This window comes from Alicyclobacillus sendaiensis NBRC 100866 (assembly GCF_001552675.1).
Taxonomy (GTDB): Bacteria; Bacillota; Bacilli; order Alicyclobacillales; family Alicyclobacillaceae; genus Alicyclobacillus; species Alicyclobacillus sendaiensis.
Genome location: NZ_BCRQ01000021.1, coordinates 15342 through 40609, shown reverse-complemented (window position 1 = coordinate 40609; position 25268 = coordinate 15342). Strand labels below are relative to the sequence as shown.

Annotated in this window: 19 protein-coding genes; 16 read left to right on the top strand and 3 right to left on the bottom strand. The window is 66.1% G+C overall.

What is annotated here, in order from left to right; translation table 11 throughout:
• The first annotated feature begins 237 nt into the window (after positions 1–237).
• The 8 genes from pyrR (at position 238) to AS26_RS06030 (ending at position 10127) form a co-directional block, all read left to right on the top strand.
• On the top strand, positions 238–771 hold the full coding sequence (gene pyrR / locus AS26_RS06065) for a bifunctional pyr operon transcriptional regulator/uracil phosphoribosyltransferase PyrR (RefSeq protein ID WP_062307227.1): 534 nt from the start codon (positions 238–240) through the stop codon (positions 769–771).
• A 16-nt stretch (positions 772–787) separates the two neighbouring features.
• On the top strand, positions 788–1720 hold the full coding sequence (gene pyrB / locus AS26_RS06060; protein ID WP_062307234.1) for an aspartate carbamoyltransferase: 933 nt from the start codon (positions 788–790) through the stop codon (positions 1718–1720).
• A complete protein-coding gene (locus AS26_RS06055; RefSeq protein WP_062307224.1) occupies positions 1717–3012 on the top strand; it encodes a dihydroorotase in 1296 nt (431 codons plus the stop codon). Before pyrB ends, AS26_RS06055 begins: the two co-directional genes overlap by 4 nt.
• A complete protein-coding gene (gene carA, locus AS26_RS06050; RefSeq protein WP_062307223.1) occupies positions 3009–4115 on the top strand; it encodes a glutamine-hydrolyzing carbamoyl-phosphate synthase small subunit in 1107 nt (368 codons plus the stop codon). The genes AS26_RS06055 and carA overlap by 4 nt, the downstream gene beginning before the upstream one ends.
• Positions 4108–7356: a carbamoyl-phosphate synthase large subunit gene (gene carB, locus AS26_RS06045; RefSeq protein WP_062307220.1), complete on the top strand. Its 3249-nt coding sequence runs from the start codon at positions 4108–4110 to the stop codon at positions 7354–7356. The genes carA and carB overlap by 8 nt, the downstream gene beginning before the upstream one ends.
• Positions 7340–8104 (top strand): orotidine-5'-phosphate decarboxylase, encoded by a 765-nt coding sequence (gene pyrF / locus AS26_RS06040; protein ID WP_245629642.1) that lies wholly within the window; start codon positions 7340–7342, stop codon positions 8102–8104. Before carB ends, pyrF begins: the two co-directional genes overlap by 17 nt.
• Complete coding sequence (pyrE, locus tag AS26_RS06035) at positions 8097–8756, top strand: orotate phosphoribosyltransferase (RefSeq protein WP_062307218.1); 660 nt, start codon at positions 8097–8099, stop codon at positions 8754–8756. The genes pyrF and pyrE overlap by 8 nt, the downstream gene beginning before the upstream one ends.
• A gap of 108 nt (positions 8757–8864) precedes the next feature.
• Entirely contained in the window at positions 8865–10127 is a 1263-nt protein-coding gene (locus tag AS26_RS06030; protein ID WP_062307215.1) for an NAD(P)/FAD-dependent oxidoreductase, read from the top strand.
• A 1-nt stretch (position 10128) separates the two neighbouring features.
• On the opposite strand, the gene AS26_RS06025 is transcribed toward AS26_RS06030, so the two are convergent.
• The 3 genes from AS26_RS06025 to AS26_RS06015 form a co-directional block, all read right to left on the bottom strand.
• Entirely contained in the window at positions 10129–11385 is a 1257-nt protein-coding gene (locus AS26_RS06025) for an MFS transporter (protein WP_062307213.1), read from the bottom strand.
• Positions 11386–11474: 89 nt separating this feature from the next.
• A complete protein-coding gene (locus AS26_RS06020; RefSeq protein ID WP_062307210.1) occupies positions 11475–12767 on the bottom strand; it encodes a Glu/Leu/Phe/Val family dehydrogenase in 1293 nt (430 codons plus the stop codon).
• A 13-nt stretch (positions 12768–12780) separates the two neighbouring features.
• The gene (locus AS26_RS06015) at positions 12781–14568 is read right to left on the bottom strand and encodes an Rqc2 family fibronectin-binding protein (RefSeq protein ID WP_062307208.1); all 1788 of its coding nucleotides are present in this window, start codon (positions 14566–14568) and stop codon (positions 12781–12783) included.
• Positions 14569–14731: 163 nt separating this feature from the next.
• Between AS26_RS06015 and AS26_RS06010 the strand changes: the two genes are divergently transcribed.
• The 8 genes from AS26_RS06010 (at position 14732) to rsmB (ending at position 25251) form a co-directional block, all read left to right on the top strand.
• The gene (locus AS26_RS06010) at positions 14732–17452 is read left to right on the top strand and encodes a calcium-translocating P-type ATPase, SERCA-type (protein WP_062307205.1); all 2721 of its coding nucleotides are present in this window, start codon (positions 14732–14734) and stop codon (positions 17450–17452) included.
• Positions 17453–17516: 64 nt separating this feature from the next.
• Positions 17517–18395, top strand: coding sequence for a YicC/YloC family endoribonuclease (locus AS26_RS06005; protein WP_062307203.1), 879 nt, complete (start codon positions 17517–17519; stop codon positions 18393–18395).
• Between the two features lie 124 nt (positions 18396–18519).
• The gene (gene rpoZ, locus AS26_RS06000; protein ID WP_062307201.1) at positions 18520–18720 is read left to right on the top strand and encodes a DNA-directed RNA polymerase subunit omega; all 201 of its coding nucleotides are present in this window, start codon (positions 18520–18522) and stop codon (positions 18718–18720) included.
• 89 nt (positions 18721–18809) lie between these two features.
• Positions 18810–20027 (top strand): bifunctional phosphopantothenoylcysteine decarboxylase/phosphopantothenate--cysteine ligase CoaBC, encoded by a 1218-nt coding sequence (gene coaBC, locus AS26_RS05995; RefSeq protein ID WP_062307198.1) that lies wholly within the window; start codon positions 18810–18812, stop codon positions 20025–20027.
• Positions 20024–22441: a replication restart helicase PriA gene (priA, locus tag AS26_RS05990; RefSeq protein ID WP_062307196.1), complete on the top strand. Its 2418-nt coding sequence runs from the start codon at positions 20024–20026 to the stop codon at positions 22439–22441. Before coaBC ends, priA begins: the two co-directional genes overlap by 4 nt.
• A 20-nt stretch (positions 22442–22461) precedes the next feature.
• Positions 22462–22965, top strand: coding sequence for a peptide deformylase (def, locus tag AS26_RS05985; RefSeq protein WP_062307192.1), 504 nt, complete (start codon positions 22462–22464; stop codon positions 22963–22965).
• Positions 22962–23906, top strand: a complete 945-nt coding sequence (gene fmt / locus AS26_RS05980; RefSeq protein WP_062307191.1) for a methionyl-tRNA formyltransferase — start codon at positions 22962–22964, stop codon at positions 23904–23906. Before def ends, fmt begins: the two co-directional genes overlap by 4 nt.
• Positions 23896–25251 carry a 16S rRNA (cytosine(967)-C(5))-methyltransferase RsmB gene (gene rsmB, locus AS26_RS05975; protein ID WP_062307188.1) on the top strand — a complete coding sequence of 452 codons (1356 nt, stop codon included), beginning with the start codon at positions 23896–23898 and terminating at the stop codon, positions 25249–25251. The genes fmt and rsmB overlap by 11 nt, the downstream gene beginning before the upstream one ends.
• The last annotated feature ends 17 nt before the right edge of the window (positions 25252–25268 follow it).

The window sequence follows — 25268 nt, the reverse complement described above, 5'->3', positions numbered from 1 at the left end:
GACACGGACCAGGGGCGGATGGGAACTTGACACTTGTCGTCCGAACTGATAGTCTACTTTCGATTGAAGCAAATTGAAGATGGACACTGCCTTTAAACCAATCCCGTGAGGTTGGTAAGGAGTCGGACGTTTTGGGGGCGCTGTGCATGCGTGGCGCGCCTTCCGGGCTAAGGCCACCTCTCGCGGAGAGGCGGCCTTTTTTCGTGCCGACGAGAGCGGTGCCGAGGAGGGAAGGCTGTGGCTCAAAAGACGCAGATTATGGACGAAGCGGCGATGCGCAGATCGCTCACTCGCATGGCGCACGAGATCCTGGAGCGCAACAAGGGGCTCGAGGACCTCGTGCTCGTCGGGATCGTCACGCGCGGCGCCGTGCTCGCCGAGCGGCTCGGCCGGAAGCTGTTCGAGATTGAGGGACAAAGGGTGCCGTGTCATCGCCTGGATCCCCGGCCGTACCGAGACGATCGCGACCGGACCGTCTTACCCGAGGCGCCCGCGCCCGACATCGACGTGGCGGATCGCAAGGTCATTCTCGTCGACGACGTCCTGTACACGGGGCGGACGGTGCGGGCGGCGCTCGATGCCATGATGCGCGCGGGCCGCGCGCGGTGTGTGCAGCTCGCGGCGCTCGTGGATCGCGGCCATCGGGAGCTCCCCATACGGCCGGACTTCGTGGGGAAAAACGTGCCGACGGCGCGAGACGAGCAGGTCATCGTCCGCCTCGCGGAAGTGGACGGGGTGGACGGCGTCTGGATTGCGGAAGGAAGGGCGTGAGGGCGTGGCGGTGAACATGCGAAGTGCGGTGTTTCACGCGTTGACCGTGAATCAGTTCGACGTGCCCTTGGTGTGGGAATTGATGGAGCGCGCCGATTGGCTCCGCGGTTTGGACCGGGACGAGGCTCGCGCGCGGCTCCAGGGCAAGATTGTCGCGACGCTGTTCTACGAGCCGTCGACGCGCACGAGGCTGTCGTTCGAATCCGCGGTTCTGCGCCTCGGCGGCAGCGTGGTGGGGGCCGAGAACGCGCGCGAGTCGTCCTCGTCCAAGAAGGGCGAGACGCTTGAGGACGTGTTTCGCGTCGTGGGTTGCTACGCCGACGCCATCGTCATCCGCCATCACGATCAGCACGAGCTCGATCGGGCCGCGCGCTTCTCGCCCGTGCCCATCGTGAACGCCGGTGCCGGATCGGGCGAACATCCGACGCAGGCGCTGCTCGACGCGTACACCATCTGGCGCGAACTCGGCCGGATCGAACAGCTCACCGTCGCGGTGATGGGCGATCTCAAGTACGGCCGCACCGTTCACTCCCTGCTTCGGCTGCTGGCCAAGTTCCCCGGCGTGCGGGTGCGCCTGTTCCATCCCGCGCCGCTCGGCTTGCCGGACGATCTCGTCGGCGAACTCGCCAGCTCGGGCCTCGCGATGGAGGAGGCGCCGGATCTGGCGTCGGCCATCCGCGGCGCGGACGTGGTCTACCAGACGCGCATTCAGTTCGAGCGGCTCGCGGGCGAGGTGGATCCCAACGCCGCCAGCCTGTACGCCCTCACCAAGGAGCATCTGGCGCTCCTGCCCGATCACGCCCGGATCCTGCATCCGCTCCCTCGCGTCGGGGAAATTGCGCCCGAGGTGGACGACGACGCCCGCGCGGCGTACTTCCGACAGGTGGAAAACGGGCTCTACATGCGCATGGCGCTTCTCGACGCCATGCTGGGAGGAGAATGGCGATGAGGGTGCGATTGGACGGAGGACGCGTGTGGGATACGGGCCTCGGCGATTTTGTCGAGGCGAGCGTGGCGTTCGACACCGAGACGGGTGAGATTGTGGCCATCGGGCATCCGTCCGCCATCCGCGCGGAGGAGGTGCGCTCCATCCGCGGACTGTCGGTGTTGCCCGGTTTCGTCGACGTGCACGTCCATCTGCGCGATCCCGGCCTCACGCACAAGGAGACGCTGGCGAGCGGCCTGCAGGCCGCCGCAGCCGGCGGGTTCACGCAGGTGGCCTGCATGCCTAACACCAAGCCTCCCATTTCGCGGGCCGAGATCGCAGAGGACATCATCCGCCGCGGAGCGGCCATCGGGAAGGCGCAGGTGCATCCCATCGCCTGTCTGACGATGGATCAGGAAGGCGAGGCGCTCGTGGACTTCGAGGCGCTCGCCAAAGCGGGGGCTTTGGGGTTTTCCGACGACGGCCGCGGCGTGCAGGACGGGGGGCTCATGCGGGACGCGTTGACCAGGCTCGCCCAGCTTGGCAAACCCGCCATGATCCACGCGGAGGACGAGTCCATCTCGCGCGGGGGTGCGCTACACGAGCGGGCGGCCGCGCGACTTAGCACGACGGCCCAGCCGGGGAGCGCGGAGGCGGCGATGATCGCGCGCGACATCCTGCTCGCGGAAGAGACGGGCGCGCACCTGCACGTCTGCCACGTGAGCCGAGAATCTTCGGCGGCCTTGGTTCGGTTTGGAAAGTCCCGAGGCATCCGCGTCACGGCAGAAGTGACGCCGCACCATCTGCTGCTGTCGGAGCGGGACATTCCTCGCGCGGACGCCAACTGGAAGGTGAATCCGCCCCTGGCGGCCGAAGAAGACCGGCTGGCGTGTGTCGCCGCGTTCGCCGATGGCACGCTGGACGTGATAGCGACCGATCACGCGCCGCACCACCCGGACGAAAAGGCGAGGGGCATGGACGAAGCGCCGTTTGGCATGGTGGGCCTGGAGACGGCGTTTGCCCTCTTGTACACGAGGCTGGTGCGCGAGGGGCTCGTGCCGATGCGCCGGCTCATCGAGGCCATGAGCGAGCGGCCCTGCCGACTGTTTGGGCTTGAAGGCGGTCAGATTCGCCCCGGCGCGCGCGCGGATTTGGTGCTGGTCGATCTCGACAGGCGCTTGACTATCGATCCGAGCGCCTTTTACAGCAAGGGCCGGAACACGCCGTTTGCCGGGCAGTCGGTTGTCGGCAAGGTGGTAGAGACGATTCGCGCAGGGCGCGTGATTTTTCGCGAGGGAGAGGAGCGGTTGGCATGATGGTGAACGGGCGGAGAAAGGCTCGGCTGGTGCTCCAAAACGGCCTCGTGTTTGAAGGTGTGCACTTCGGCGCCGCCGGCACCCGGTTCGGCGAGGTCGTGTTCAACACGGGCATGACGGGCTATCAGGAGATTTTGACGGATCCGTCGTATTACGGGCAGATCGTCACGATGACGTACCCGCTCATCGGCAATTACGGCGTGAACGTGGACGACGTCGAGAGCCGGCATCCCCACGTGCGGGGATTTGCGGTGCGGACGTTCTGCGAATGGCCGTCTCACCACAAGCTGGTGGATCAACTCGAATCGTACTTGGTCCAGCACGACATCGTCGGGATCGCCGGGATCGACACGCGCGAACTGACGAAGGCCATCCGGACGGTCGGAGCGATGCCGGGCGTCATCACCACGGAGGACTTGCCGGTCGAATCGCTTCTCGCGCGCATGGATGAGGCGCTGGTGCCGGATGCGGTCAAACGCGTGACCACGCAGACCGTGTACCGCGCGCCGGGCGCGGGGCACCGCGTGGTGCTCATCGATTACGGCATGAAGGCTGGGATCCTGCGCGCTTTGCTCGAGCGCGGGTGCGACGTGATTGTGGTGCCAGCCACGTCGACGGCAGAGGACGTGCTCCGCTGGAAACCACACGGCGTCATGCTGTCGAACGGCCCAGGCAACCCGGAGGACGCGCCCTACGCCGTGGAGGCGCTTCGCGGCCTCATCGGCAAGGTGCCCATCTTCGGCATCTGCCTGGGGCATCAGCTCATTGCGCTCGCTTGCGGCGCGAAGACGCGCAAGTTGAAGTTCGGCCACCGCGGCGCGAATCACCCGGTCAAAGACCTGCGGACGGGCCGCGTGGACATCACGTCGCAGAATCACGGCTACGTCGTCGACGCGGATTCGCTGCAGGGAACGCCGCTCGAACTCACCCACATCAATTTGAATGACGGCACGGTCGAGGGACTCGTGCACCGGCACGAACCGGTCTTTTGCGTGCAGTACCATCCGGAGTCGAGGCCGGGGCCGAGCGACGCCCGCTACTTGTTCGACGAGTTCATCGACCTCATGACGCGCGTGAGAGAGGGGCGGTTTGCGCATGCCTAAGCGGACGGATATTCGCAAGATCATGGTCATCGGCTCGGGGCCGATTGTCATTGGCCAGGCGGCCGAGTTCGACTACGCGGGCACGCAGGCTTGCCAAGCGCTCAAGGAAGAGGGCTACGAAGTCGTGCTCGTCAATTCGAACCCGGCTACCATCATGACCGACGAGCACATGGCGGATCGCGTATACATCGAGCCCATCACGCTGGATTTCGTGACGCAGATCATCCGGAAAGAGCGGCCGGACGGCCTTCTCGCCACGCTCGGCGGCCAGACGGGCTTGAATATGGCGGTGCAGCTCGCGGAGGCCGGCGTCCTCGAGGCGGAGGGCGTCGAGCTCCTCGGCACGCCGCTCGAGGCCATCGAAAAGGCGGAAGACCGCGAGAAATTTCGCCAGCTGATGCAGGAGATTGGCCAGCCCGTGCCGCGAAGCGCCATCGTGAGAAACCAGGCGGAGGCGGACGCGTTTGCGGAGGAGGTGGGCTTCCCCATCATCATCCGCCCGGCGTACACGCTCGGCGGAACGGGCGGCGGCATCGCGTCGAACTGGCGCGAGTACCACGAGATTGTCGAGCGCGGCCTGACGCTCTCGCCGATTCACCAGGTGCTCGTGGAGCAGAGCATCGCGGGTTTCAAGGAGATCGAGTACGAGGTCATGCGCGACGCGGACGGCACCGCCATCGTGGTGTGCAACATGGAAAACATGGACCCCGTGGGCGTGCACACGGGCGACTCCATCGTCGTGGCGCCGAGCCAGACACTTTCCGACGAGGAGTACCAGATGCTTCGCGACGCGAGCCTGCAGATCATTCACGCGCTCGGCATTCAGGGTGGCTGCAACGTCCAGCTGGCGCTCGATCCCCACTCTTCGCGCTACTATGTGATTGAGGTCAATCCCCGCGTCAGCCGGTCGAGCGCGCTCGCGTCCAAGGCCACGGGCTATCCCATCGCGCGGATTGCGACGAAGATTGCGGTGGGGTATCGCCTCGCGGAGCTGAAGAACCCGGTCACGCAGGACTCGTACGCCGCGTTTGAGCCGGCCTTGGACTACATCGTCACGAAAATTCCGCGCTGGCCGTTCGACAAGTTTCGCAGCGCCAACCGCTCGCTCGGCACACAGATGAAGGCGACGGGAGAGGTCATGGCCATCGGCCGCACGTTCGGCGAGTCGCTGCTCAAGGCGGTGCGCAGCCTGGAAATCGGCGCGTATAGCCTGTGGACGAAGCAATCGGACAAGTGGTCGAATGTCGAGCTTGAGAAGAAAATCCGCGTGGCCGACGACGACCGCCTGTTTGCCATCGCCGAGGCGCTGCGGCGCGGTGTGACCGTCGAGCAAATCCACGACTGGTCGAAGATCGACCGCTGGTTCCTGTGGCATTTGGAGGCCCTGGTGGATCTGGAGCAGCGCATTGCCGCGGTGGCGAACCCGCGCCTGCCGATTGAACAGGTGTTGGACGAGCACCGCGAACTCATCCACGAGGCCAAGCGGAACGGCTTCCCGGACCGGGAACTCGCGCGCTTGCTCAAGGCGGATGCGATGGCCATCCGAGCGTGGCGCAAGCGCCGGGGCATCGTGCCCGTCTACAAGATGGTCGATACGTGCGCCGGCGAGTTTGCGGCATCGACCCCGTATTATTACAGCACCTACGAGCGGGAGGACGAGGTAGAGACGAGCGCGCGCAAGAAGATGGTGGTGCTCGGCTCCGGCCCCATCCGCATCGGCCAGGGCATCGAATTTGACTACTGCACGGTGCACGCCGTCTGGGCGCTGCAGCGCGAAGGATATGAGGCGGTCGTCATCAACAACAACCCCGAGACCGTCTCGACGGACTTCAGCACGTCCGACCGCCTGTACTTTGAACCGCTCGACGTGGAAGATGTGCTGAACGTGATCGACCGAGAACAGCCGGAGGGCGTCATTGTCCAGTTCGGCGGGCAGACGGCCATCAACCTGGCGGGGCCCTTGGCGGATGCGGGCGTGCGGATCTTCGGCACGTCGCGCGAGAGCATCGATGCGGCGGAGGATCGCGAGAAGTTTGACGCGCTGCTCACGGAGCTCGGCATCCAGCGCCCGGAGGGGCGGACCGTCACGACCGTGGAGGGGGCGGTGGAGGCGGCGGAGTCGCTCGGCTATCCGGTGCTCGTGCGGCCTTCGTACGTCCTCGGCGGCCGCGCTATGCAGATCATCACCAACACCAATGAGCTTCTTCAGTACATGGAGGAAGCGGTCGAGGTGTCGCAACAGCATCCGGTGCTCGTGGATCGGTACGTGAACGGCATTGAGGCGGAGGTCGACGCCATCTCGGACGGCGAGACGGTCATCATACCGGGCATCATGGAGCACATCGAGCGCGCGGGCGTGCACTCGGGCGATTCCATTGCCGTGTACCCGCCGCAAAACCTGAGCGAGGACGTGAAGCGGATCATCGAGGACCACACGATTCGCATTGCGCAAAGCCTCCAGGTGAAAGGGCTCATGAACGTCCAGTTCATCGTGCACGACGGCGAGGTGGAGGTCATCGAGGTGAACCCGAGATCGTCGCGCACCGTGCCCTTCCTCTCGAAGGTGACCGGCGTGCCCATGGTGCAACTCGCCATGCACGCGGTCTGCGGCGGCAAGTTAGCGGATCTCGGTTACCAAAGCGGGCGCGTGCCGGAGTCGCCGGCAGTGGCCGTCAAGGTGCCCGTGTTCTCGTTCGCGAAGCTGCACCAGGTCGACATCAGCCTCGGGCCGGAGATGAAGTCGACGGGCGAGGTCATGGGGCGCGATCTCGTCTACGAAAAGGCGCTCTACAAGGGGCTTCTCGCCTCTGGGATAGCCATCCCGGCGCACGGGACCGTGCTCGCCACCATCGCGGACAAGGACAAGCCGGAGGCGTATCCCTTGTTGCGCGAGTTCGCGCGCCTCGGCTATCGTCTCGCGGCGACGGAGGGGACGGCGAAATACCTGCGCGAGCGCGGCCTTGAAGTGCGCGTCGTGAACAAGCTGGCGCAGGGCACGCCGAATCTCGCCGACGACATCCGCCAAGGCAAGATTCAACTCGTCATCAATACGCTGACGAAGGGCCTGAAGCCCGAGCGGGACGGCTTCCGCATTCGCCGCACGGCCGTCGAGCACGGTGTGCCGTGCCTGACCTCGCTCGACACCGTTCGGTCCGTCTTGGACATCATGAAGCTCATCCACTTCCAGACCATGGCGCTCGGCGATCCCGTCCCGGGAGAGGCAGGTGGCGAAGGTGAATGAGCAACTCATGCAGGAGCTCGCTTCACCCGCCTACGACGAGGCGCGCAGGCGCATCTACGTGGCGCTCGACGTCGATTCCGAAAGCCGCGCCTTGGCGCTCGTGGATCGCCTGGCGCCCGTGGTGGACGGGTACAAGGTCGGTTTGGAGCTGTTTCACCAGGCGGGCATGCGCCTCGTCGAGTCTCTGTTGAAGCTCAACTTGCGGGTGTTCTTGGACGTCAAGCTGCACGACATCCCCAACACCGTCGCCGGCGCACTTCGCGCCATCGCGCAGTATCCCGTCGAGATGGTGAACGTCCATGCCTCGGGCGGCCTCAAGATGCTCGCCGCGGCGCGCGAGGCCGTGGACGGATCGCCCCACCGCCCGCTCCTCGTGGGCGTCACCGTCCTCACGAGCCTGACGGACGCCGATCTCGAGTCGATGGGCGTCGGGACGACCGCGTCCGCTTGGGTGCGCCGCCTGGCCCAGATGGCCCAGCAGACGGGGCTCGACGGCGTGGTCTGCTCGGCGCACGAGCTGGACATCGTGCGCGAGGTCACAACCCCCGCCTTCGAGCGCGTGGTGCCGGGCATCCGGCTCGCGGGCGATGCGGTTCACGACCAGGCCCGCGTGATGCAGCCCGACGAGGCCATCCGCCGCGGCGCGACGCGCCTCGTGCTGGGCAGAGCGGTGACAAAAGCGGACGATCCCGTCGGCAGCTTGGCGCGCTACCTTCGTTCCGTGAGGGAGGGCTTGTCCCATGAGTGAACCGACGTTTACGGTCGAATACGACGACCTGTCCTATACCATTGCCAAGGGGCTTTTGCAGATTGGCGCGGTGGAACTGAGGCCGCATCAGCCGTTCACCTGGTCGAGCGGCTGGCGCTCTCCCATCTACTGCGACAACCGGCTGATCCTGGGTTACCCACTACTTCGCAGCCAGGTGGTCTCTGGTTTCGAGTCGATCATCGACTACGAGTTGCCCGCCGTCGAACTCATCGCGGGCGCGGCGACGGGCGGCATTCCGCACGCCGCCATGCTGGCGGATCGGCTGGGCCTGCCGTGCGCGTATGTGCGCGCGGAGGCCAAGGCCCACGGCCGGGGAAAGCAGATCGAAGGCTACGCGCGCCCGGGCATGAAGGCTGTGGTCATCGAAGACACCCTGTCGACGGGGCGATCCGCCTATCAGGCGGCGCAGGCCCTCCGCGACGCGGGGGTGGACGTGATGGCCATCCTCACCATCCTCTCGTACGACTTCGACGTCGCGACGAAGCGCGCCGAAGACACCGGCATTCCTGCGTATCGGCTGGTGCCGTACGAGGTATTGATTCAAGTGGCGCTTGAGCGCGGCGACATTCAGGAATCGGATGTGGCGCTTCTGATGCGCTGGCGCAAATCTCCTGACACGTACGGACTCTGAGGCTGGATCAGACAGACGGGCGGTCCTTGGGTTTGGTATCCAAGGTCCGCCCGACTCTTTCTTCGCCAAACCGGACATCCTACCCGTCAGGCGAGAAGGAGGGTTCACGTGGATCTTCACATGGGCTGCACGCTCTGGTCGGAGTCCGGAGCCAGTGGGTCGCGGTATACTCGGCTCGACGGAGACGTGGAAAGCGATGTCGCCGTGGTGGGCGGAGGAATTGGCGGTGCCATCGCGGCGTGGGAGATCGCGGAGCGGGGGTTCGAAGTCGTCGTGTTGGAGCGCCACCGGGTGGGCATGGGATCCACGCGAGGGAACACGGGCCTTTTGCAGTACGCGAACGACATGCCGCTCGCCGAGATGATTCGCGTGCATGGCCGGCGACGGGCGGTGGACTTCTACCGCAGGTGCTGGGAGGGCGTGAGCAGGCTGCGGAACATCGCGAAGGCACTGCCGGAGGACGTCGAGTTCGCCGAGCGCATGAGCCTCTGTTACGCGTCGGTGCCGGCCGATATCCCGCGGCTGAAAGAAGAAGCGCGCGTCCTGATTGAACATGGGTTCGCCGCCGAAATCGTCCTCGGCCGGCGAGAGGTGCGGGACGCGTTCGGACTCGACCGCGACGCTGTGCTGGTGACGTACGGAGACGCGGAGGTGAATCCGCTGAAGCTCACGCGCGACCTGCTGGCGGAACTCGTCCGCCGCGGCGCAGCCCGCGTCTTCGAGGACACGGCGGTGGTGCGGATGGACGAGGGGGAGAGAGGCGTCGTGCTGGAGACGGACGGCGGACGTCGCGTGAAGGCGCGTGCAGCCATCGTCGCGACGGGATACGGGTTTCAACGCGCGACGCCGCTTGCAGGCGTCAGACTGGGATGCACCTACGCCATCGCGACGGAGCCCGTCTCAGACCTGTCGCATTGGCCGGAAGGTGCAGTCGTCTGGGAGACCGCGCGCCCGTACCTGTACATGCGCACGACGCCCGACAGGCGGCTCGTGATCGGCGGCCTTGACCTGCCCGTTCCGGACGGACCCCGGCGAGATCGGGAGCTGAACATCCGAGCGGATAAGCTCGCGGAGTTGGCCAGGGAGGTTTTGCCCGGCCTAGGGACCATCTCCATTGCGTACCGCTGGGCCTCGACGTTTGGCTCCACCGTCGACGGCTGGCCCATCGTCGGCCTGTATCCAGGCTTTCGCCGGGTCTTCTGCTCGCTCGGTTACGGTGGAAACGGCACGGTCTGTTACGCCGTGGCGGCGGACATCCTCGCGAGGCGGATCGCCGGAGAAGATCGGCCCGAGGACCTCATGCTCGGGCCGGAACGACTGTCGCTGTGGCGGCGCGCTGCGAGAAGGCTCTCGGTCGCGGTGCGGCCGTGACTCACGGCGCGCCGGGCTGAGGCGCTTCGACCGTGGGCGAGGGCGCGCGCGGCGTGGGCCACACGGCGAAAATGGCGATGCCTAGCGCGCAGATGCCGATGGCGACGAGGAAAATGTCCGTGAGCGACATCGCGTGCGTCATCGCCGTGCTGACCAGCGGCGCAATGGCGCCGCGGATCCCAAACAGCAGGAAGTGAAGCCCAAACGCCTCGGCCTCTCGCCCGGGGACCGCGCGGAAAATGTAGGACATGCAGCCGATGTCCCACACGGCATCGCCGACGCCAAGCAGGGCGCAGGAGACGATCACGGCAGGAAACGATCCCCACAGCACGTACAGCACCGGGGCGAGGGCGTAGGCGGTCATGCCGATGAACATGGCGTGGCGCGGGGACCACGTGTCGATGATCCACCCCACGACGAAATACGCCACCAGCAGCGCGACGTAGTACGACACGCGCGTCAAGCCAATTTGGGCGTTGGACAGGTTTAAGGCATGAACCTGATAGATCTGGTAAATGGGTCCCGCCAACAGGTTGCCAAAGCCCGTGGCCATGGTGGCCATGAGGAAGATGCGGAGCGGTCGGCTGGCGCGGGCGATGTGCCAATGCCCGAGGATCTGCGATATGCGCCGCGCGGGCTGCGCAGGCGCCGTTTCGGGATCGGGAGTTTCGACTTCGCGCACGCGGGAGAAGAGAACGACCGACAGTGTTCCCATGATGGCGGCGCCGATAAGCGGCCATCGGTCTCCCTGATGCTGGCTCCATTCGCCGACGACGTAGGCAAGGGGGATGAGGAGCATTCCCTGCGCGACGCGCACGTAGCCCATCAGCCGCCCGCGGAGCGCAGGCGGGTACATGCGCGCGAGCAGCGCGGGATAGGCGGGCGCCTGAATCCCGTTCATGAAGTTGACGATGAACGCCGTCGCCAGGAAGGCCGCGGGCGTGAGCAGCGCGCCTGCCCACAGGACGGATAAACGGCCGACGACGAGCGGCCACAGGACAAAAGGTTTTGTGGAACGGCCGCGCATCAGGTGGGCCCACATCGGGGACCACAACATGCCGATGGCAGGCGCCGCTGTGAGCAGCCCCACCTCGAGGTTGGATGCGCCATGCCGGATGGCCATGGGAACGTAAAACTGGTTGACCACGACATTGAACAAGGCAAACAGGACCGAACCGCCAAAATCGATTCGGAAATTCCACCACGTCTTCCACTTCATCTGCATCCCGAGGCGGGTGACCACGTCGTCGGGGCTCATGTTCGCGCTCCTCATACACATCCCCAGCGGAAGGGCGCGGCCGCGCCGCGCCCGAGAATTGGTTTGTGTTCACGCGCTGTCGAGAGGCGTCACACCCATCCGCGCCAGCGCATCGCTTCCGCGAACGGCCGAATGCCTACCATATAGGCCGCCATCCGCGGAAGCACGTCGTACCGCTCCGCCGTGTCGAGGATGTTGTGCACGCTCTGCACCATCATATTCTCAAGCCGTTGGTTGACCTCTTCTTCTGTCCAATAGAAGCCCTGATTGTTTTGCACCCACTCGAAGTACGAAACGGTGACGCCGCCCGCGTTGGCGAGCACGTCCGGCACCACGACGATACCCCGCTCGTGCAAAATGTGATCCGCCTCCGGCGTGGTCGGGCCGTTCGCCGCCTCGACAATCAGGCTCGCCTGGATCTTGCCCGCGTTGCCTTCGTGGATTTGATTCTCCAGGGCTGCGGGGACGAGCACGTCACACGGCTTGGTCAAGAATTCCTCCGTCGGAATGACGCCGGACAATCTTGGCGTGACCATGCCGAACGAGTCCTTTTCTTCGATGAGTTCCGGGATCGGCAGTCCGTTCTCGTTGTATACGCCGCCGCCTGCGTCGCTGATGCCCACCACGGTCGCGCCGAGCTCGTGAAGGATGCGGGCGACGTTCGAACCCACGTTGCCAAATCCCTGGACGAGCACGCGCAGCTCCGACAGCTTTTTGCCCATGCGCTCCGCGGTCTCTCGCAACGCCACCACGACGCCGAGTGCCGTCGCCGACTCGCGCCCGCGGGATCCGCCGAGGACCAGCGGTTTGCCCGTGATGAAGCCCGGAGAGTCGAACTCCCGGATGCGGCTATATTCATCGTACATCCACGCCATGATCTGGCTGTTGGTGTACACGTCCGGCGCCGGGATGTCCTTGGCCGGGCCGACGATCTGGCTGATAGCCCGAACGTAGCCGCGCGCGAGTCGCTCCTGCTCGGACAGGCTCATGCTGCGCGGGTCACAGACAACCCCGCCCTTGGCTCCGCCGTACGGAAGGTTGAAGATCCCGCACTTCAACGACATCCAGATGGAGAGCGCCTTGACCTCGTCCAGCGTCACATCGGGATGGAAGCGAACGCCGCCTTTCGTCGGCCCGATGGCGTCGTTGTGCTGCGCCCGATACCCCGTAAACACCTCCACATGCCCGTCGTCCATGCGAACCGGGATGCGAACGGTCATGACCCGGATGGGCTCCTTGAGCAGCTCGTACACGGCCTCTTCATAACCAAGGCGATCCAGCGCCTCGCGGATAGTGGCCTGCGTGTTGGCGAGAATGTTGGTGTCGTGCGCGGGCTTGTTGGCGCCGACAATCAGGCGTTTGTTTCCTTGCTCCTGCGACATGGTCATCTCTCCTTTAGCGGGAATCGCTCGTTTCGCGCCCGGCAACCGTTCGGGACACGATGCTCTCCACAAGCGATCGCTCCGGCGTCACATACAGCGTCCTCTGGTGGTCGTACAGCGCGAACCCGGGCCGGGCTCCATTCGGCTTCCACACGTGGCGGATTTCCGTCACGTCGACGGGCACGTTGGCCGAATCGCGCATCCTGCTGAAGTATGCGGCGAGCACAGCCGCCTCCTCGATGGTGCGTTCCGGGATCTCGTCCGCTTGGCCCCTTTCGATCACGACGTGCGATCCCGGCGCGTCCTTGACGTGGAGCCAAAGATCGCGCTTGTCCGCCTTTCGGAACGTCAGCCGATCGTTCTGGATATTGTTGCGGCCGACGCGGATCACCAATCCGTCGCTCGACCGAAAGGCGTGCGGCTCTGACTCCGCGGGGCGCCTTTTGCCCCCTCCGGTTCCTCTCCGACCGGTGGGCGCCAAGAAACCCTGCGCCTCGAGTTCTCGGCGCACCTCTTCGAGGTTTTCGAGGGACGTATCTCCGAGCGCCTGCAGGACGTCCTCCAGGTAGCGCAGATCGCGCAGCGTGTGTTCCCGCTCCGCTTCAATCCACTGCCGCGCCCGTTTTCGCTTCGCCGCCATGCGAAAGAGGCGTTGCGCATTGGCGATGGCGTCGAGCGCGGGATCCAGTTCGATCCGCAGGGGCCGGTTGTCGTCGTAGTAGTTCGGCAGCTCGACCTCCGATGCGCCGCGCGGCACCTGGTGCGCGTACGCGGTGAGAAGTTCCGCTTGAACCCGCAGTGCCTCCTCCGCCGCCGCGTCCTCCCACTCCTGTTCGAGCCGGACGAGCTTGCCCCGGAGGCGGTCCATGTGTTCTCGCACGGCCCGAACGAGCTCGCGGGCCAAGCGCGACTGACGAAGGGACTCGCCGGTATCCGCGAAGAGCCGGCGGATGGCATCACTCATCGTCTCGCACTCGGCGAACCGGTCGCGCGACGTCAGCCGAAACGGCGCGCACTCCACAGCTCGGCCGACGCCGTCGAGGCCGACGGAAGGGGGCTCCTGACCTTCCTCCACGGCGGCTCTGAGCTCGAGGGCAGCCCGATGAATGGACGTCGGCTCGGCGGAGCCCGTTCGCGCGATGGCGCGATGGAGGATTTCGCGGGCCGTCACAGGTCCGGTCCCGGCCAGCTTCTCCACAATCGCCATCTGGTTGGCGCGGGAGGCGCCGGCGGATGGATCGACACCGAGGAAGTCCTCCGGTTCGCACGCTTCCACGGGCTTTTTGGACTGTGGAGGCGGCGGGACATAGGGGATGCCCGGCAGCACGGATCGGTAGCGGGACATGTCCTCCGACACGCGTACGGCGCTGTCGATGATCCATCGGCTCTGGTCGTCTCGCGTTTCGACGAGCACGATGTTGCTGTGACGCCCCATGATCTCGCACACGAGCGCGTACGTGCGCCGGTCGCCGAGATCGTCCAGCGCCTCAATTTCGATTTCGAGTATCCGATCCCATCCCGGCTGCGTGACGCGGACGATGCGCCCTCCCTCGATGTGCTTGCGCAGGAGGACACAGAACATCGGCGGCGTGGCTGGGTTGTCTGGGCGCTCGTCCGCGAGAAAGTGGACGCGCGCAAATTGTTGGTGGGCGGACACGTACAAGCGCCGCGCTCCCAAATGGGCCGAGCGGACGGCGAGGACGAGATCGCGCTCGCCAGGTTGATAAATTCTGTCGATCCGTGCGCCTCGCAACGCGTCGTTCAGCTCGCGCGCGAGGCGGCGCAAGGTCCAACCGTCCACGCTCGATGCTCCTCTCTCACGTAGCCAGTATACCGCAGTTTCCCTGTTTCGGCGCGGTGATTTCTTGACAAAGGTCGTCCGCTGCGGCCGGGTCTCGGACATGTTCGCCAAGCGCGGCGCATAGATGATCACGAGACAAGTTGTTGATGAAGGGGTGTGCTCGGTGGAACAACACACGTGGCATGCAGAGAGCGAGGTCGAATGCCTCGCGCAGCTTCAGACGTCGCTCGACGGGCTCTCCCAAGCGGAAGTGGAACGGCGGCGCCAAGTGCACGGGTTGAACCTCTTGCACGGCGGGAATCAGGTGTCGCTCTTGACCGTCTTCTTCAATCAGTTTCGCGACTTCATGACGCTTGTACTCATCGCGGCCACGCTCATCTCCGGCCTCCTCGGCGAATACACCGACGCCATCACCATCATCGCCATCGTGTTTCTGAACGGCATCCTGGGGTTCATCCAGGAGGTGCGCGCCGAGCGCTCGCTGCAGGCGCTCAAGGAGCTGACGGCGCCGGTGGCGAAGGTGCGGCGAGCGGGGGTTGTCGTGGAGGTCCCGGCGAAGGAGTTGGTGCCTGGGGACATCGTCCTCTTGGAGGACGGCGATCGCGTCCCCGCGGACGGCCGCCTCGTTCGGGCGCGATGGCTCGAAGTCGAGGAGTCGGCGCTCACCGGGGAATCGGTGCCGGTGGCGAAGGACCCGCGCGTGCGGGTGCCGGCGGCGAGCCCGCTTGCGGAGCGGCGGAACATGGTGTACATGGGGACCATGGTGACTCGCGGCCGGGCGGAATACGTCGTGACGGCCACCGGCATGCAGACCGAGATGGGGAAGATCGCGGATCTCATGGATCAGTCGGAGGACCAGGAGACGCCGCTGCAGAAGCGGTTGGATCAACTGGGAAAGACGCTCGTCTGGATCTCGCTCGGCATCACGGTGCTTGTGGTGGTGGCGGGCGTCATGCACGGCCACGCGCTCTACGAGATGTTTTTGGCAGGTGTGTCGCTTGCCGTCGCGGCTATTCCGGAGGGCCTGCCGGCCATCGTCACCATCGCCCTCGCGCTTGGCGTGCAGCGGATGATCAAGCGGAACGCCATCGTCCGCCGATTGCCCTCGGTCGAAACGCTGGGATGCGCGACGGTCATCTGCTCAGACAAAACGGGAACGTTGACACAGAACAAGATGACGGTCACGCAGATTTACGCGGACGGACAGTACGTGGACGTCACCGGTTCGGGCCACCAGCTGCAAGGCGAGTTCACCGCCAACGGGCGCCGGATCGAACCCGGGCGGCGGGCCGCGCTCAAGAGTCTGGTCGAGATCGCCGCCGTGTGCAACCAGGCTCACCTCGAGCCGGGGGAAGACGGCTCCACCGCGCGGGCGGTCAAGGGCGATCCGACCGAAATCGCGCTGCTCGTGCTCGCGCACAAGGCGGGCTTCAAACGCCCTGACGGAGCCTACGAGCGCGTCGACGAACGCCCCTTTGACGCCGATCGGAAGATGATGAGCGTGCTCGTGCGTTCAGGCGACGAATGGTTCGCGTTTGTCAAGGGGGCGCCCGACGTGCTTTTGGCGCGCTGCACCCATGTCCTTCTCGGCAACCGCGAAGAGCCGATGGGGCAGTCGTTGCGGAAGCAGATCCTCGCGGCCAACGAGGACATGGCCGCTCGCGCGCTGCGGAACCTCGGGTTTGCGTACCGGCGCTTCCGCTCCGCCGAGGAGGCGCGCGCGGCGGACTGGGAATCGGAGCTCGTGTTCGTCGGCATCTGCGGCATGATGGATCCGCCGCGCGACGAGGCGAAGGCCGCCATCGCCAAGGCCAAGTCGGCGGGCATCCGCACGGTGATGATCACCGGGGATCACCAGGCGACGGCAACCGCCATCGCGAGGCAACTCGACATCCTGCCGCCCGGCGGGCGCGTGCTCACGGGAGCCGACCTTGACCAGTTGGACGACAAGCGGTTGTCCAATCTCGTGCGCGACACGTATGTCTATGCGCGCGTGACGCCCGAACACAAACTTCGAATCGTTCGTGCACTCCAGGCGAATCACGAGGTCGTCGCCATGACGGGCGATGGCGTGAACGACGCGCCGGCCATCAAACAGGCGGACATCGGCATCGCCATGGGGCAAAGCGGGACGGACGTGGCCAAGGAAGCGTCGAGCCTCATCCTCGCGGACGACAACTACGCGACCATCGTCGCCGCGGTCGAGGAGGGCCGCGCTATCTACGACAACATCAAGAAGTTCATCCGATACCTTCTCGCGTCGAACGTGGGCGAAATCCTGACCATGTTTTTGGCCATGCTTGCAGGCTGGCCGCTGCCGCTCTCGCCCATCCAGATCCTCTGGGTGAACCTCGTCACCGATGGCCTGCCGGCCATCGCGCTCGGTGTCGACGCGCCCGAAGACGACATCATGAGCCGCCCGCCGCGGAACGTGCACGAAGGCATTTTCGCGCGCGGCATGGCCGTGAAGATTCTGTCTCGCGGCGTCCTCATCGGACTTGCGACGCTCGCAGTGTTCGCATGGTCGCTGCAACAGGGCGCGGAGCTCGCGCGCGCGCAGACGATGGCGTACGCGACGCTCACGATGGCCCAACTCATTCTCGTCTTCGATTCGCGCAGCCTCGAGGGCGGCATCCTGCGCCGTAACCCGTTGGAGAACGTCTGGCTTCTTTTGGCGGTGCTGTCTTCTGTGGCCTTGTTTGCCTGCACGATGTACGTCCCCCGCATGGCCGAGGTGTTTCACACGACGCCGCTCGGCCTTGGCGACTGGGTCATCGTCCTCGTGGCGGCGGCGGTGCCCACGTTCGCGCTTTCCGTGCGCCGCATGGGCCGCAACCATCTGCACAAGCTGCAACATCGGTCCGGCTCAGACGCGGCCGCTTGATTGCCAAGCCGCCGTGCCATCGCTACAATCCTGACCAGATGAGACGTGGTCAGGAGGCGTAGGTGTGGGCATTCGCAGCATGACAGGGTTTGGCCGGGCCGAAGGGCGCGTCGGGCCGTATGACGTGGTGATTGAGGCGAAGTCCGTGAATCACCGCTTCCTCGAGGTCTCGGTGCGCCTGCCGAGGGACTGGTCGTTTGCCGAGATGATGGTGCGCGATCGCGTCAAGGCTCGCCTGCACCGCGGCAGGCTCGATGTCGCCGTCTCGCTCGCGGGCACGGGGGCGGAGGCCGGAGAGGTTCACGTCGATTGGGCGCTCGTCGACGCGCTCGTCGAGGCGGATCGAACGCTGTGCGAGAAACTTGGGATTCCGTTTGATCCGCGTGCGGCGCGCCAGTGGCTGACATTCCCCGGCGCTGTCCTGGTGCGCCCGGCGGCTTTGTCCGAGGAGGAGGCAACCTCCTCGCTCGCCGGTCTTGTGGACGTCGCGCTCGACAGGCTCGTGGCCATGCGCGAGCGCGAGGGGGGTCATCTCGCCCGCGCGTGTGAGGGGTACCTCGACGAAGTTGAAGCGCACCTCCGCGCCATCCGCGAGCAGGCGCCCGCGTCCGTCGCGGCGTACCGCGCCGCCCTGATGGCCCGGGTGTCGGAACTTGGCCTCTCGGTCGACGACGCCCGCTTGGCGCAGGAGGTCGCGCTGTTTGCGGATCGCGTCGCGATCGACGAAGAATTGGTCCGCCTCGAGGCGCACGTGCGCGCGATGCGCGGCGATCTCGGCCGCACGGAGCCCGTGGGGCGGCGGCTCGACTTCCTTGTCCAGGAGATGCACCGCGAGGTGAACACCATCGCCGCGAAGTCTCAGGACGGCGAAATCAGTAAGCACGTGGTCGAGATGAAGGCTTTGGTCGAGAAACTGCGGGAGCAGGCGCAGAACGTCGAGTAAACGTCGCACGGGTGTAGCACTTTCCTTTGCGCCGAAATCCATGTAGAATGTAAAGAAGCGTCATCTGAGTTCGAGGATTCGCGTCCGCCCGCGGGGCGGAGATTTTGATATGGGGTGACCGTGGTTGATCTATCCGTCCATCGACCGACTTTTGGAGCGGTGCAACAGCAAATACGCGCTCGTCGTGCTCGCGGCGAAGCGCGCGCGCAAGCTGCAGAACGAGACCCTGAATCAGCCCGGCGCGTCCACAACGCGGAACGTGAGCCGCGCGCTCTGGGAAATTCACGACGGCGTCGTTCGCCCCAAGCATTTCGACGGCGAGTGACCTAGACCCGTGGTCAGGCGATGAGGCAGGACAACCGCGCGTTGTTCTGCCTCTTGTCATGAACGGCAGGAGCCAAGGGAGGGTGCGGAATGGAGAAGAAGACCATCCTCGTCGGGGTGGGAGGAGGCATTGCGGCGTACAAGTCCGCGAATTTGTGTTCACTCCTGGTCAAGCGCGGCTACGAGGTGCAGGTGCTGATGACCGAACACGCGACCCGGTTCATTCAGCCGCTCACCCTGCAGGCCCTGACCAAGCACCCGGTCATTTTCGACACGTTTGCGGAGCCCAATCCGTCGGAGATCGCTCACATCGCGGTGGCGGATCGCGCGGATCTGTATGTCATTGCGCCGGCCACGGCGAATCTCATCGCGAAGCTTGCGCACGGCCTCGCGGACGACATGGTCACGACGACCGCGCTCGCCGCGACCTGTCCCACCATCGTCGCGCCGGCCATGAATGTGCACATGTTTGAGCACCCGGCGGTCCAGGAGAACCTGGACATTCTCCGGCGCCGCGGTACGCTCGTCCTGGATCCGGGCGAAGGTCCGCTCGCCTGCGGATACACCGGGCGCGGCCGCATGCCCGAACCCGAGGACATCGCGGACGTGATTGAGGCAGTGCTCCACCAGGAGCGCGATTTGGAAGGGTTTTCAATTCTCATCACGGCCGGCCCGACCATCGAGGACATCGATCCCGTCCGGTATCTGACCAATCGATCGAGCGGTAAAATGGGGTACGCGCTCGCCGAGCAGGCGGCGCGCCGCGGGGCTCGGGTCACGCTGATTTCGGGACCAACGCATCTCAAACCGGTCCCGGGGGCCCGAATGGTTTACGTCCGCTCGACCGAGCAGATGTTGCACGCGGTGAGCGAGTTCTTCCCTGAAGCAGATGCGTTCATTTCCGCCGCGGCGCCGGCCGACTTCCGTCCGGCTCGCGCGCTGGATCATAAGTGGAAGAAATCTCAAGGCCCGTTGAAGCTCGATCTCGTCGAGACGCCCGACATCCTGCTCGCCGCGAGCCACGCGAAGCGGCCAGGCCAGGTGGTGGTGGGCTTTGCGGCGGAGACGGACATGCCGGTCGAGCACGCCCGGAGAAAGCTCGTCGACAAAGGCCTGGATCTCATCGTGGTGAACGACGTGACGAAGCCGGGCGCCGGGTTCGAGGTGGACACCAACCAGGTGACGCTCATCGGCAAGGACGGATCGGCGGAGGCCCTCCCGGTCATGGAGAAGCACCGGGTGGCGGATCACATCCTGACCCGCGTGCGCCAGGTCCTTCGCGTGTCGGACGGTGAACGGCCTCTATGACCGCTGGGATCACCCGGGTCGCGGAGGTTGTGGTGGAGGGGACGGCGCTCTTTTTGGACAAGCGGTTCGACTACGCCGTTCCGCCGGACGTGGACATCGCACCCGGGGTGCGCGTGGTGGTGCCGATGCGCGACTCGGTGCGATCTGGCATTGTCTGGGCTGTGCGCGAGGTCGCTGACGCTGGCAGGCTTCGTGCCGTCGCGCGCGTGCTGGATCGCGTTCCGGTGCTGACGCCCCACCAGATGCGCATGGCGGAGTGGCTGTGCGACCGATATGGAGCGACGCTGCCGGAGGCCGTGTCCGCCATCCTGCCCGGGGCTTTTCGGGTGCGCGTGCGCAAAGTCCTGGTTCCAAACGACGGCGCGCAGGTCCCGGACGACGTGCAAGCTTCGCCGCTCTTTCGCTGGATCGCGGAGTCGGGGCCCGAATGGAGCGAGGTTCGGGCGCGATCGAAGGCGGACGAGCGCACCGCCAGGGCCTGGGTGGGCGCCGGGTTCGTCCGGGAAGAGATTCAGGTGGACGAAGCGGTGGGCGAAAAGCGCCGGGCGTATCTCGTGGCCCGCGCGCCGGACGAGGTGCTCAGGCGCGAGGCCGAATCGCGGCGGCGGCGCGCTCGGCGCCAGAGCGATCTCTTACAGCAGCTCGCGGAAGCGGGCGAGATGATGTGGGACAGGCGGGCGTTTCCGCCTGCGTCCGTGGCGCCGCTCGTGGAGGCGGAACTAGTGTCGATCGCGGAGCGGCGGGTGACAAGGGCTCATCCGCCGCGGAACGAGGATGCGGCGTGGCCTGAGCTGACGCCGTATCAGGCGTCGGCGGTGCGAGCGCTGACCGAGATGGCGCGACAGGGACATGGCGTGGCCCTGCTGCACGGCGTGACCGGCAGCGGCAAGACCGAGGTGTACATGCATTTGATTCGCGGGGCCATCGAAGGCGGGGGGCAGGCGCTCGTCCTGGTCCCCGAGATTGCGCTCACGCCACAGCTTGTGCAGCGTTTCGAACGGCGGTTCGGCGGCCGGGTGGCCGTTTTACATTCGGGGCTGTCGCTCGGCGAACGGCGTGAGGAGTGGACGCGGGTTCTCGACGGCGACGCAAACGTGGTGATCGGCGCGAGATCGGCGGTCTTTGCGCCGATGCGCGATCTTCGGCTCGTCGTGATCGACGAAGAGCACGAGCCTTCCTACAAGCAGGAGGATGCGCCGCACTACGACGCGCGCGAAGTGGCGATGTGGCGCGCCCGCGAGGCGGGGGCACTTGTGGTCCTCGGCTCGGCGACCCCCTCGGTGGCTTCGATGTTTCGGGTCGAGCGGGGCGACGCGCGGCTCGTCTCCCTGCCCGTCCGCGCGAACCAGCGGCCGCTGCCACCGGTCGACGTGATCGACATGCGCGAGGAACTGCGCGCGGGCAACCGGTCCATCTTCAGCCGCAGGCTGGCGGAGGAACTGGAGCGGACGGTGTCCGAGGGCATGCAGGCCATCCTGTTTTTGAACCGCCGGGGTTATGCGCACGCGGCGCTGTGCCGAGCGTGCGGGCACAGCATGGAGTGCCCCCGCTGCGACATTCATCTCACGGTGCACCGCAAAGCGGAGGGGCACGCACTGGTGTGCCACTACTGCGGGCACGAGGAGCCGCTCGTGCGGCGCTGCCCCGCCTGCGGCGAGGAGGCGCTCGTCCCGTATGGACTCGGAACGGAGCAGGTGGAGCAGCACCTGCTGCGGACCTGGCCCGCGATGCGCGTCCTCCGGATGGACTGGGACACCACGCGGCGCAAAGGCGCGCTCGAGTCCATCATCGAGCGGTTCCAGCGGGGCGAAGCGGACGTGCTCGTGGGCACGCAGATGATCGCGAAAGGGCTGGACTTCCCGCGGGTACGGCTGGTGGGCGTGGTGGCCGCGGACGCGATGCTCACGCTGCCCGACTACCGGGCGAACGAGCGCGCATTCCAGCTTCTCACACAGGTGGCCGGGCGGGCCGGGCGCGCGGACACGGACGGGATCACGCTCATCCAGACGTATCAGCCGGGGCATCGGGCCATCCAAGCGGCTCGGTCGCACGACTACCGCGCCTTCTACGAGCGAGAGCGAGAGAGCCGCGAATTTTTTCGCTACCCGCCGTTTTGCGAGCTGGCGGTTTTTCTCGCGTCCCACGCTGAGGAGCGGCTGGCGCGCGGCGCGGCGGCGAGGTTCGAGCGGGAGCTCGCACGCTCAGCCTCCGCAGCTTCGCTGACCGTGTTGCCGGCGGGGCCGAGTGGAATTCGGCGGATCGACAACGTGTACCGGTATCAGGTTGTGATGAAGTACGCGTCGTGGCAGGATGTGAAAGAGGACGTGGTGCGCGCGTACCGATTGGTGAAGGAAAAGATGAATCGGCTGGGTGGATCCGCGGTGCTCGACGTGAATGCCCAGCGCATTGGTTGATGTCCAGGGAGGGATGAACGATGGCCATTCGCATCATTCGCAAAGGCGAGGATCCGGTGCTGCGCCAGAAGGCCCAGGAGGTGAAGCAGTTCACCCCGGCCATTCACCGGCTGCTCGATGACATGGCCGAGACGATGTATGACGCCGACGGCATCGGCCTCGCTGCCAATCAGATTGGGATCCTGAAGCGACTCGTCGTGATCGACGTGCAGCCGAAGGAAGACAGCTTCCAGAAACGCGCCTGGATCGAGCTCGTGAACCCGGAGATCGTGGAGAGAAGCGGCGTTCAGCGCGAGCGGGAGGCGTGCCTTTCCCTCCCGGGGATCTCGGGCGTGGTGGAGCGCGCCGCGTACGTGCGCGTGCGGGCGCAGAACCGGTACGGGGAATGGTTTGAATTGGAGGGCCGAGACCTCCTGGCGCGGTGCCTGCAGCACGAGATCGATCACCTCGATGGCATCCTGTTCACGGACTACTTGCGGCCGGAGGAGATTGAACGCCAGCCCGTCGGAGAGTCGTCGCGATGACCGTGCGCGCCCTGTTCTGCGGGACACCGGATTTTGCGGTACCGAGCCTCGATGCGCTGTGCCGCCTGGGCTACGAGGTGCTGGTGGTCACGCAGCCGGATCGGCCTCGGGGGCGATCGCGTAAGCTCGCGCCGCCGCCCGTGAAGGTGCGCGCGCTCGACCTCGGCCTGCCGGTGTTGCAACCCGAGCGGCTGCGCGACGTGATGGACGACCTTCGTCGTTTCGCGCCGGATATCATCGTCACGGCGGCGTACGGCAAGATCTTGAGTGAGGCGGTCTTGAACCTTCCGCGCGTCGGATCCGTCAACGTGCACGCGTCACTTCTCCCACGTTGGCGGGGCGCCGCACCCATCCAGCGCGCCCTGTGGGCCGGCGATGAGCAGACCGGCATCACGCTGATGGAAATGGTGCGCGATCTCGACGCGGGGCCCATTTTGGCGCAGGAGCGCGTGATCATCGAGCCGACGGACACGGCGGGATCGCTGCATGACAAATTGGCCCGGCTCGGCGGCGAGATGTGCGAGCGGTACCTGCCGCGCTACGTCGCGGGCGAGCTTGCGCCCACTCCACAGCCGGAGGAGGGGGTCACGTACGCCGAGAAGCTGACGCGCGAGGACGAGTGGATCGGCTGGGCGAGGAGCGCGGCCGAGATCGACCGGCAGGTGAGGGCGCTCGCGCCGGCACCTGGGGCGAGTACCGCGCTCACCACGGGCGAGGAGCTGAAGGTCCTCGCGGGGCGGCCCATCGACATGGAGCCTTTCGGCGAGCCCGGCGAGGTGAGGCCGCGCGGCGAAGGGGTCCTGGTGTGTTGCGGCGCGGGCGTCTATGAAATTGCGGAAGTCAAGCCGAGTGGCCGCCGGGCGATGCCAGCGGGCGCGTTTTGGCGAGGCCTGCGGGAGCCGAGCGTGCGCATGAAGGGAGGCGCAGCGGGTGATCGCTGAGGGGAGGCGGCGCGCGTATCAGGCGCTCATCCGTGTGGAACGAGACGGGGCGTATCTCAGCGTCGCCCTCCAGGAGGCCCTCGCGGGCGCAGTTGTGGATGAGCGCGACCGGGCTTTGGCCACCGAGATCGCCTATGGGACGCTGCGCCGCCAGATCACGCTCGACCGGTTGCTGTCGCCGCTTTTGCGCCGGCCCCTGTCCAAACTCGATCCCGAGGTGCGCGTGATTCTGCGCATGAGCGCCTACCAAATGAGCTGGCTCCACCGCGTGCCGGCGTACGCCGCGGCGAACGACGCGGTTGAACTCGCCAAGCGGCACCTCCCTCAGGCGGCGCCCTTGGTGAATGCGGTGCTTCGCAGGTACGCGGAGCGCGCGCGGGAGTGGCAGGATGTGCTGAACCGGGATCTCGCGCGGGCGAGCGACGTCGAGCGGTGGTCGGTGATGCACAGCGTGCCGACCTGGATCGTGGAGCGGCTCGTCGCGGATCACGGGGCGGAGCGCGCGCTCGAAGCGCTTCGTTCCATGAATGAGCCGGCGGCCATGTCACTGCGCGTGAACCACCTGCGCGCATCCCGCGAGGAGGCCATCGCCATCCTATCCGCGGAGGGCGTCCAGGCCTCACCTGCGGCGCTCGCGCAGGAGGGCCTGCGCGTTCAGGGCCAGGTCGACGTGACGCGCCTCCAGGCGTACCGGGATGGCGTCGTGACCATTCAGGACGAGGGCGCGATGCTGGTCGCGCCGCTTCTTCGCCCGGAACCCGGCATGCGCGTGGTGGATTTGTGCGCCGCGCCGGGCGGCAAGACGACGCATCTCGCCGAGCTGATGGGCGATCGCGGCGAGATTGACGCCTACGACGTCACCGTGGCCAAGGTCCGGGTCGTGCGCCAACAGGCGGAGCGGCTTCGGCTGCAAAGCATCCACCCGCGGCTCGGCGACGGCCGGCAGGTCACGCCGGAGGGGCCGTATGACGCGGCGCTCGTGGACGCTCCCTGCACGGGCCTTGGCGTCATGCGCCGTCGGCCGGATCTGCGGTATCGTCGGCGTCCCGAGGATGTCCTGCAGCTGGCGCAGCTTCAGCGGGACTTGCTGCGCCACGCGTGTGCCATCGTCCGATCCGGCGGCGTCATCGTGTATGCGACGTGCACCCTCTTGAAGGAGGAGAACGAATCCGTCGTGCGCGCCGTGGCCTCCGATCCGTCGGCCGGCGTGCGGGTGGAAGACGTGGCCAGTGACTTGCCGGCCGCGTTAGGCGCGAAGGTGGGCGAGCGCGCGGGCGGTTTCTTGCTGTGGCCGGACTGGCATGAGACGGACGGGTTTTTTATGGCGCGCCTGCGCCGCCTATAAGATGAGACAGGCGTTCT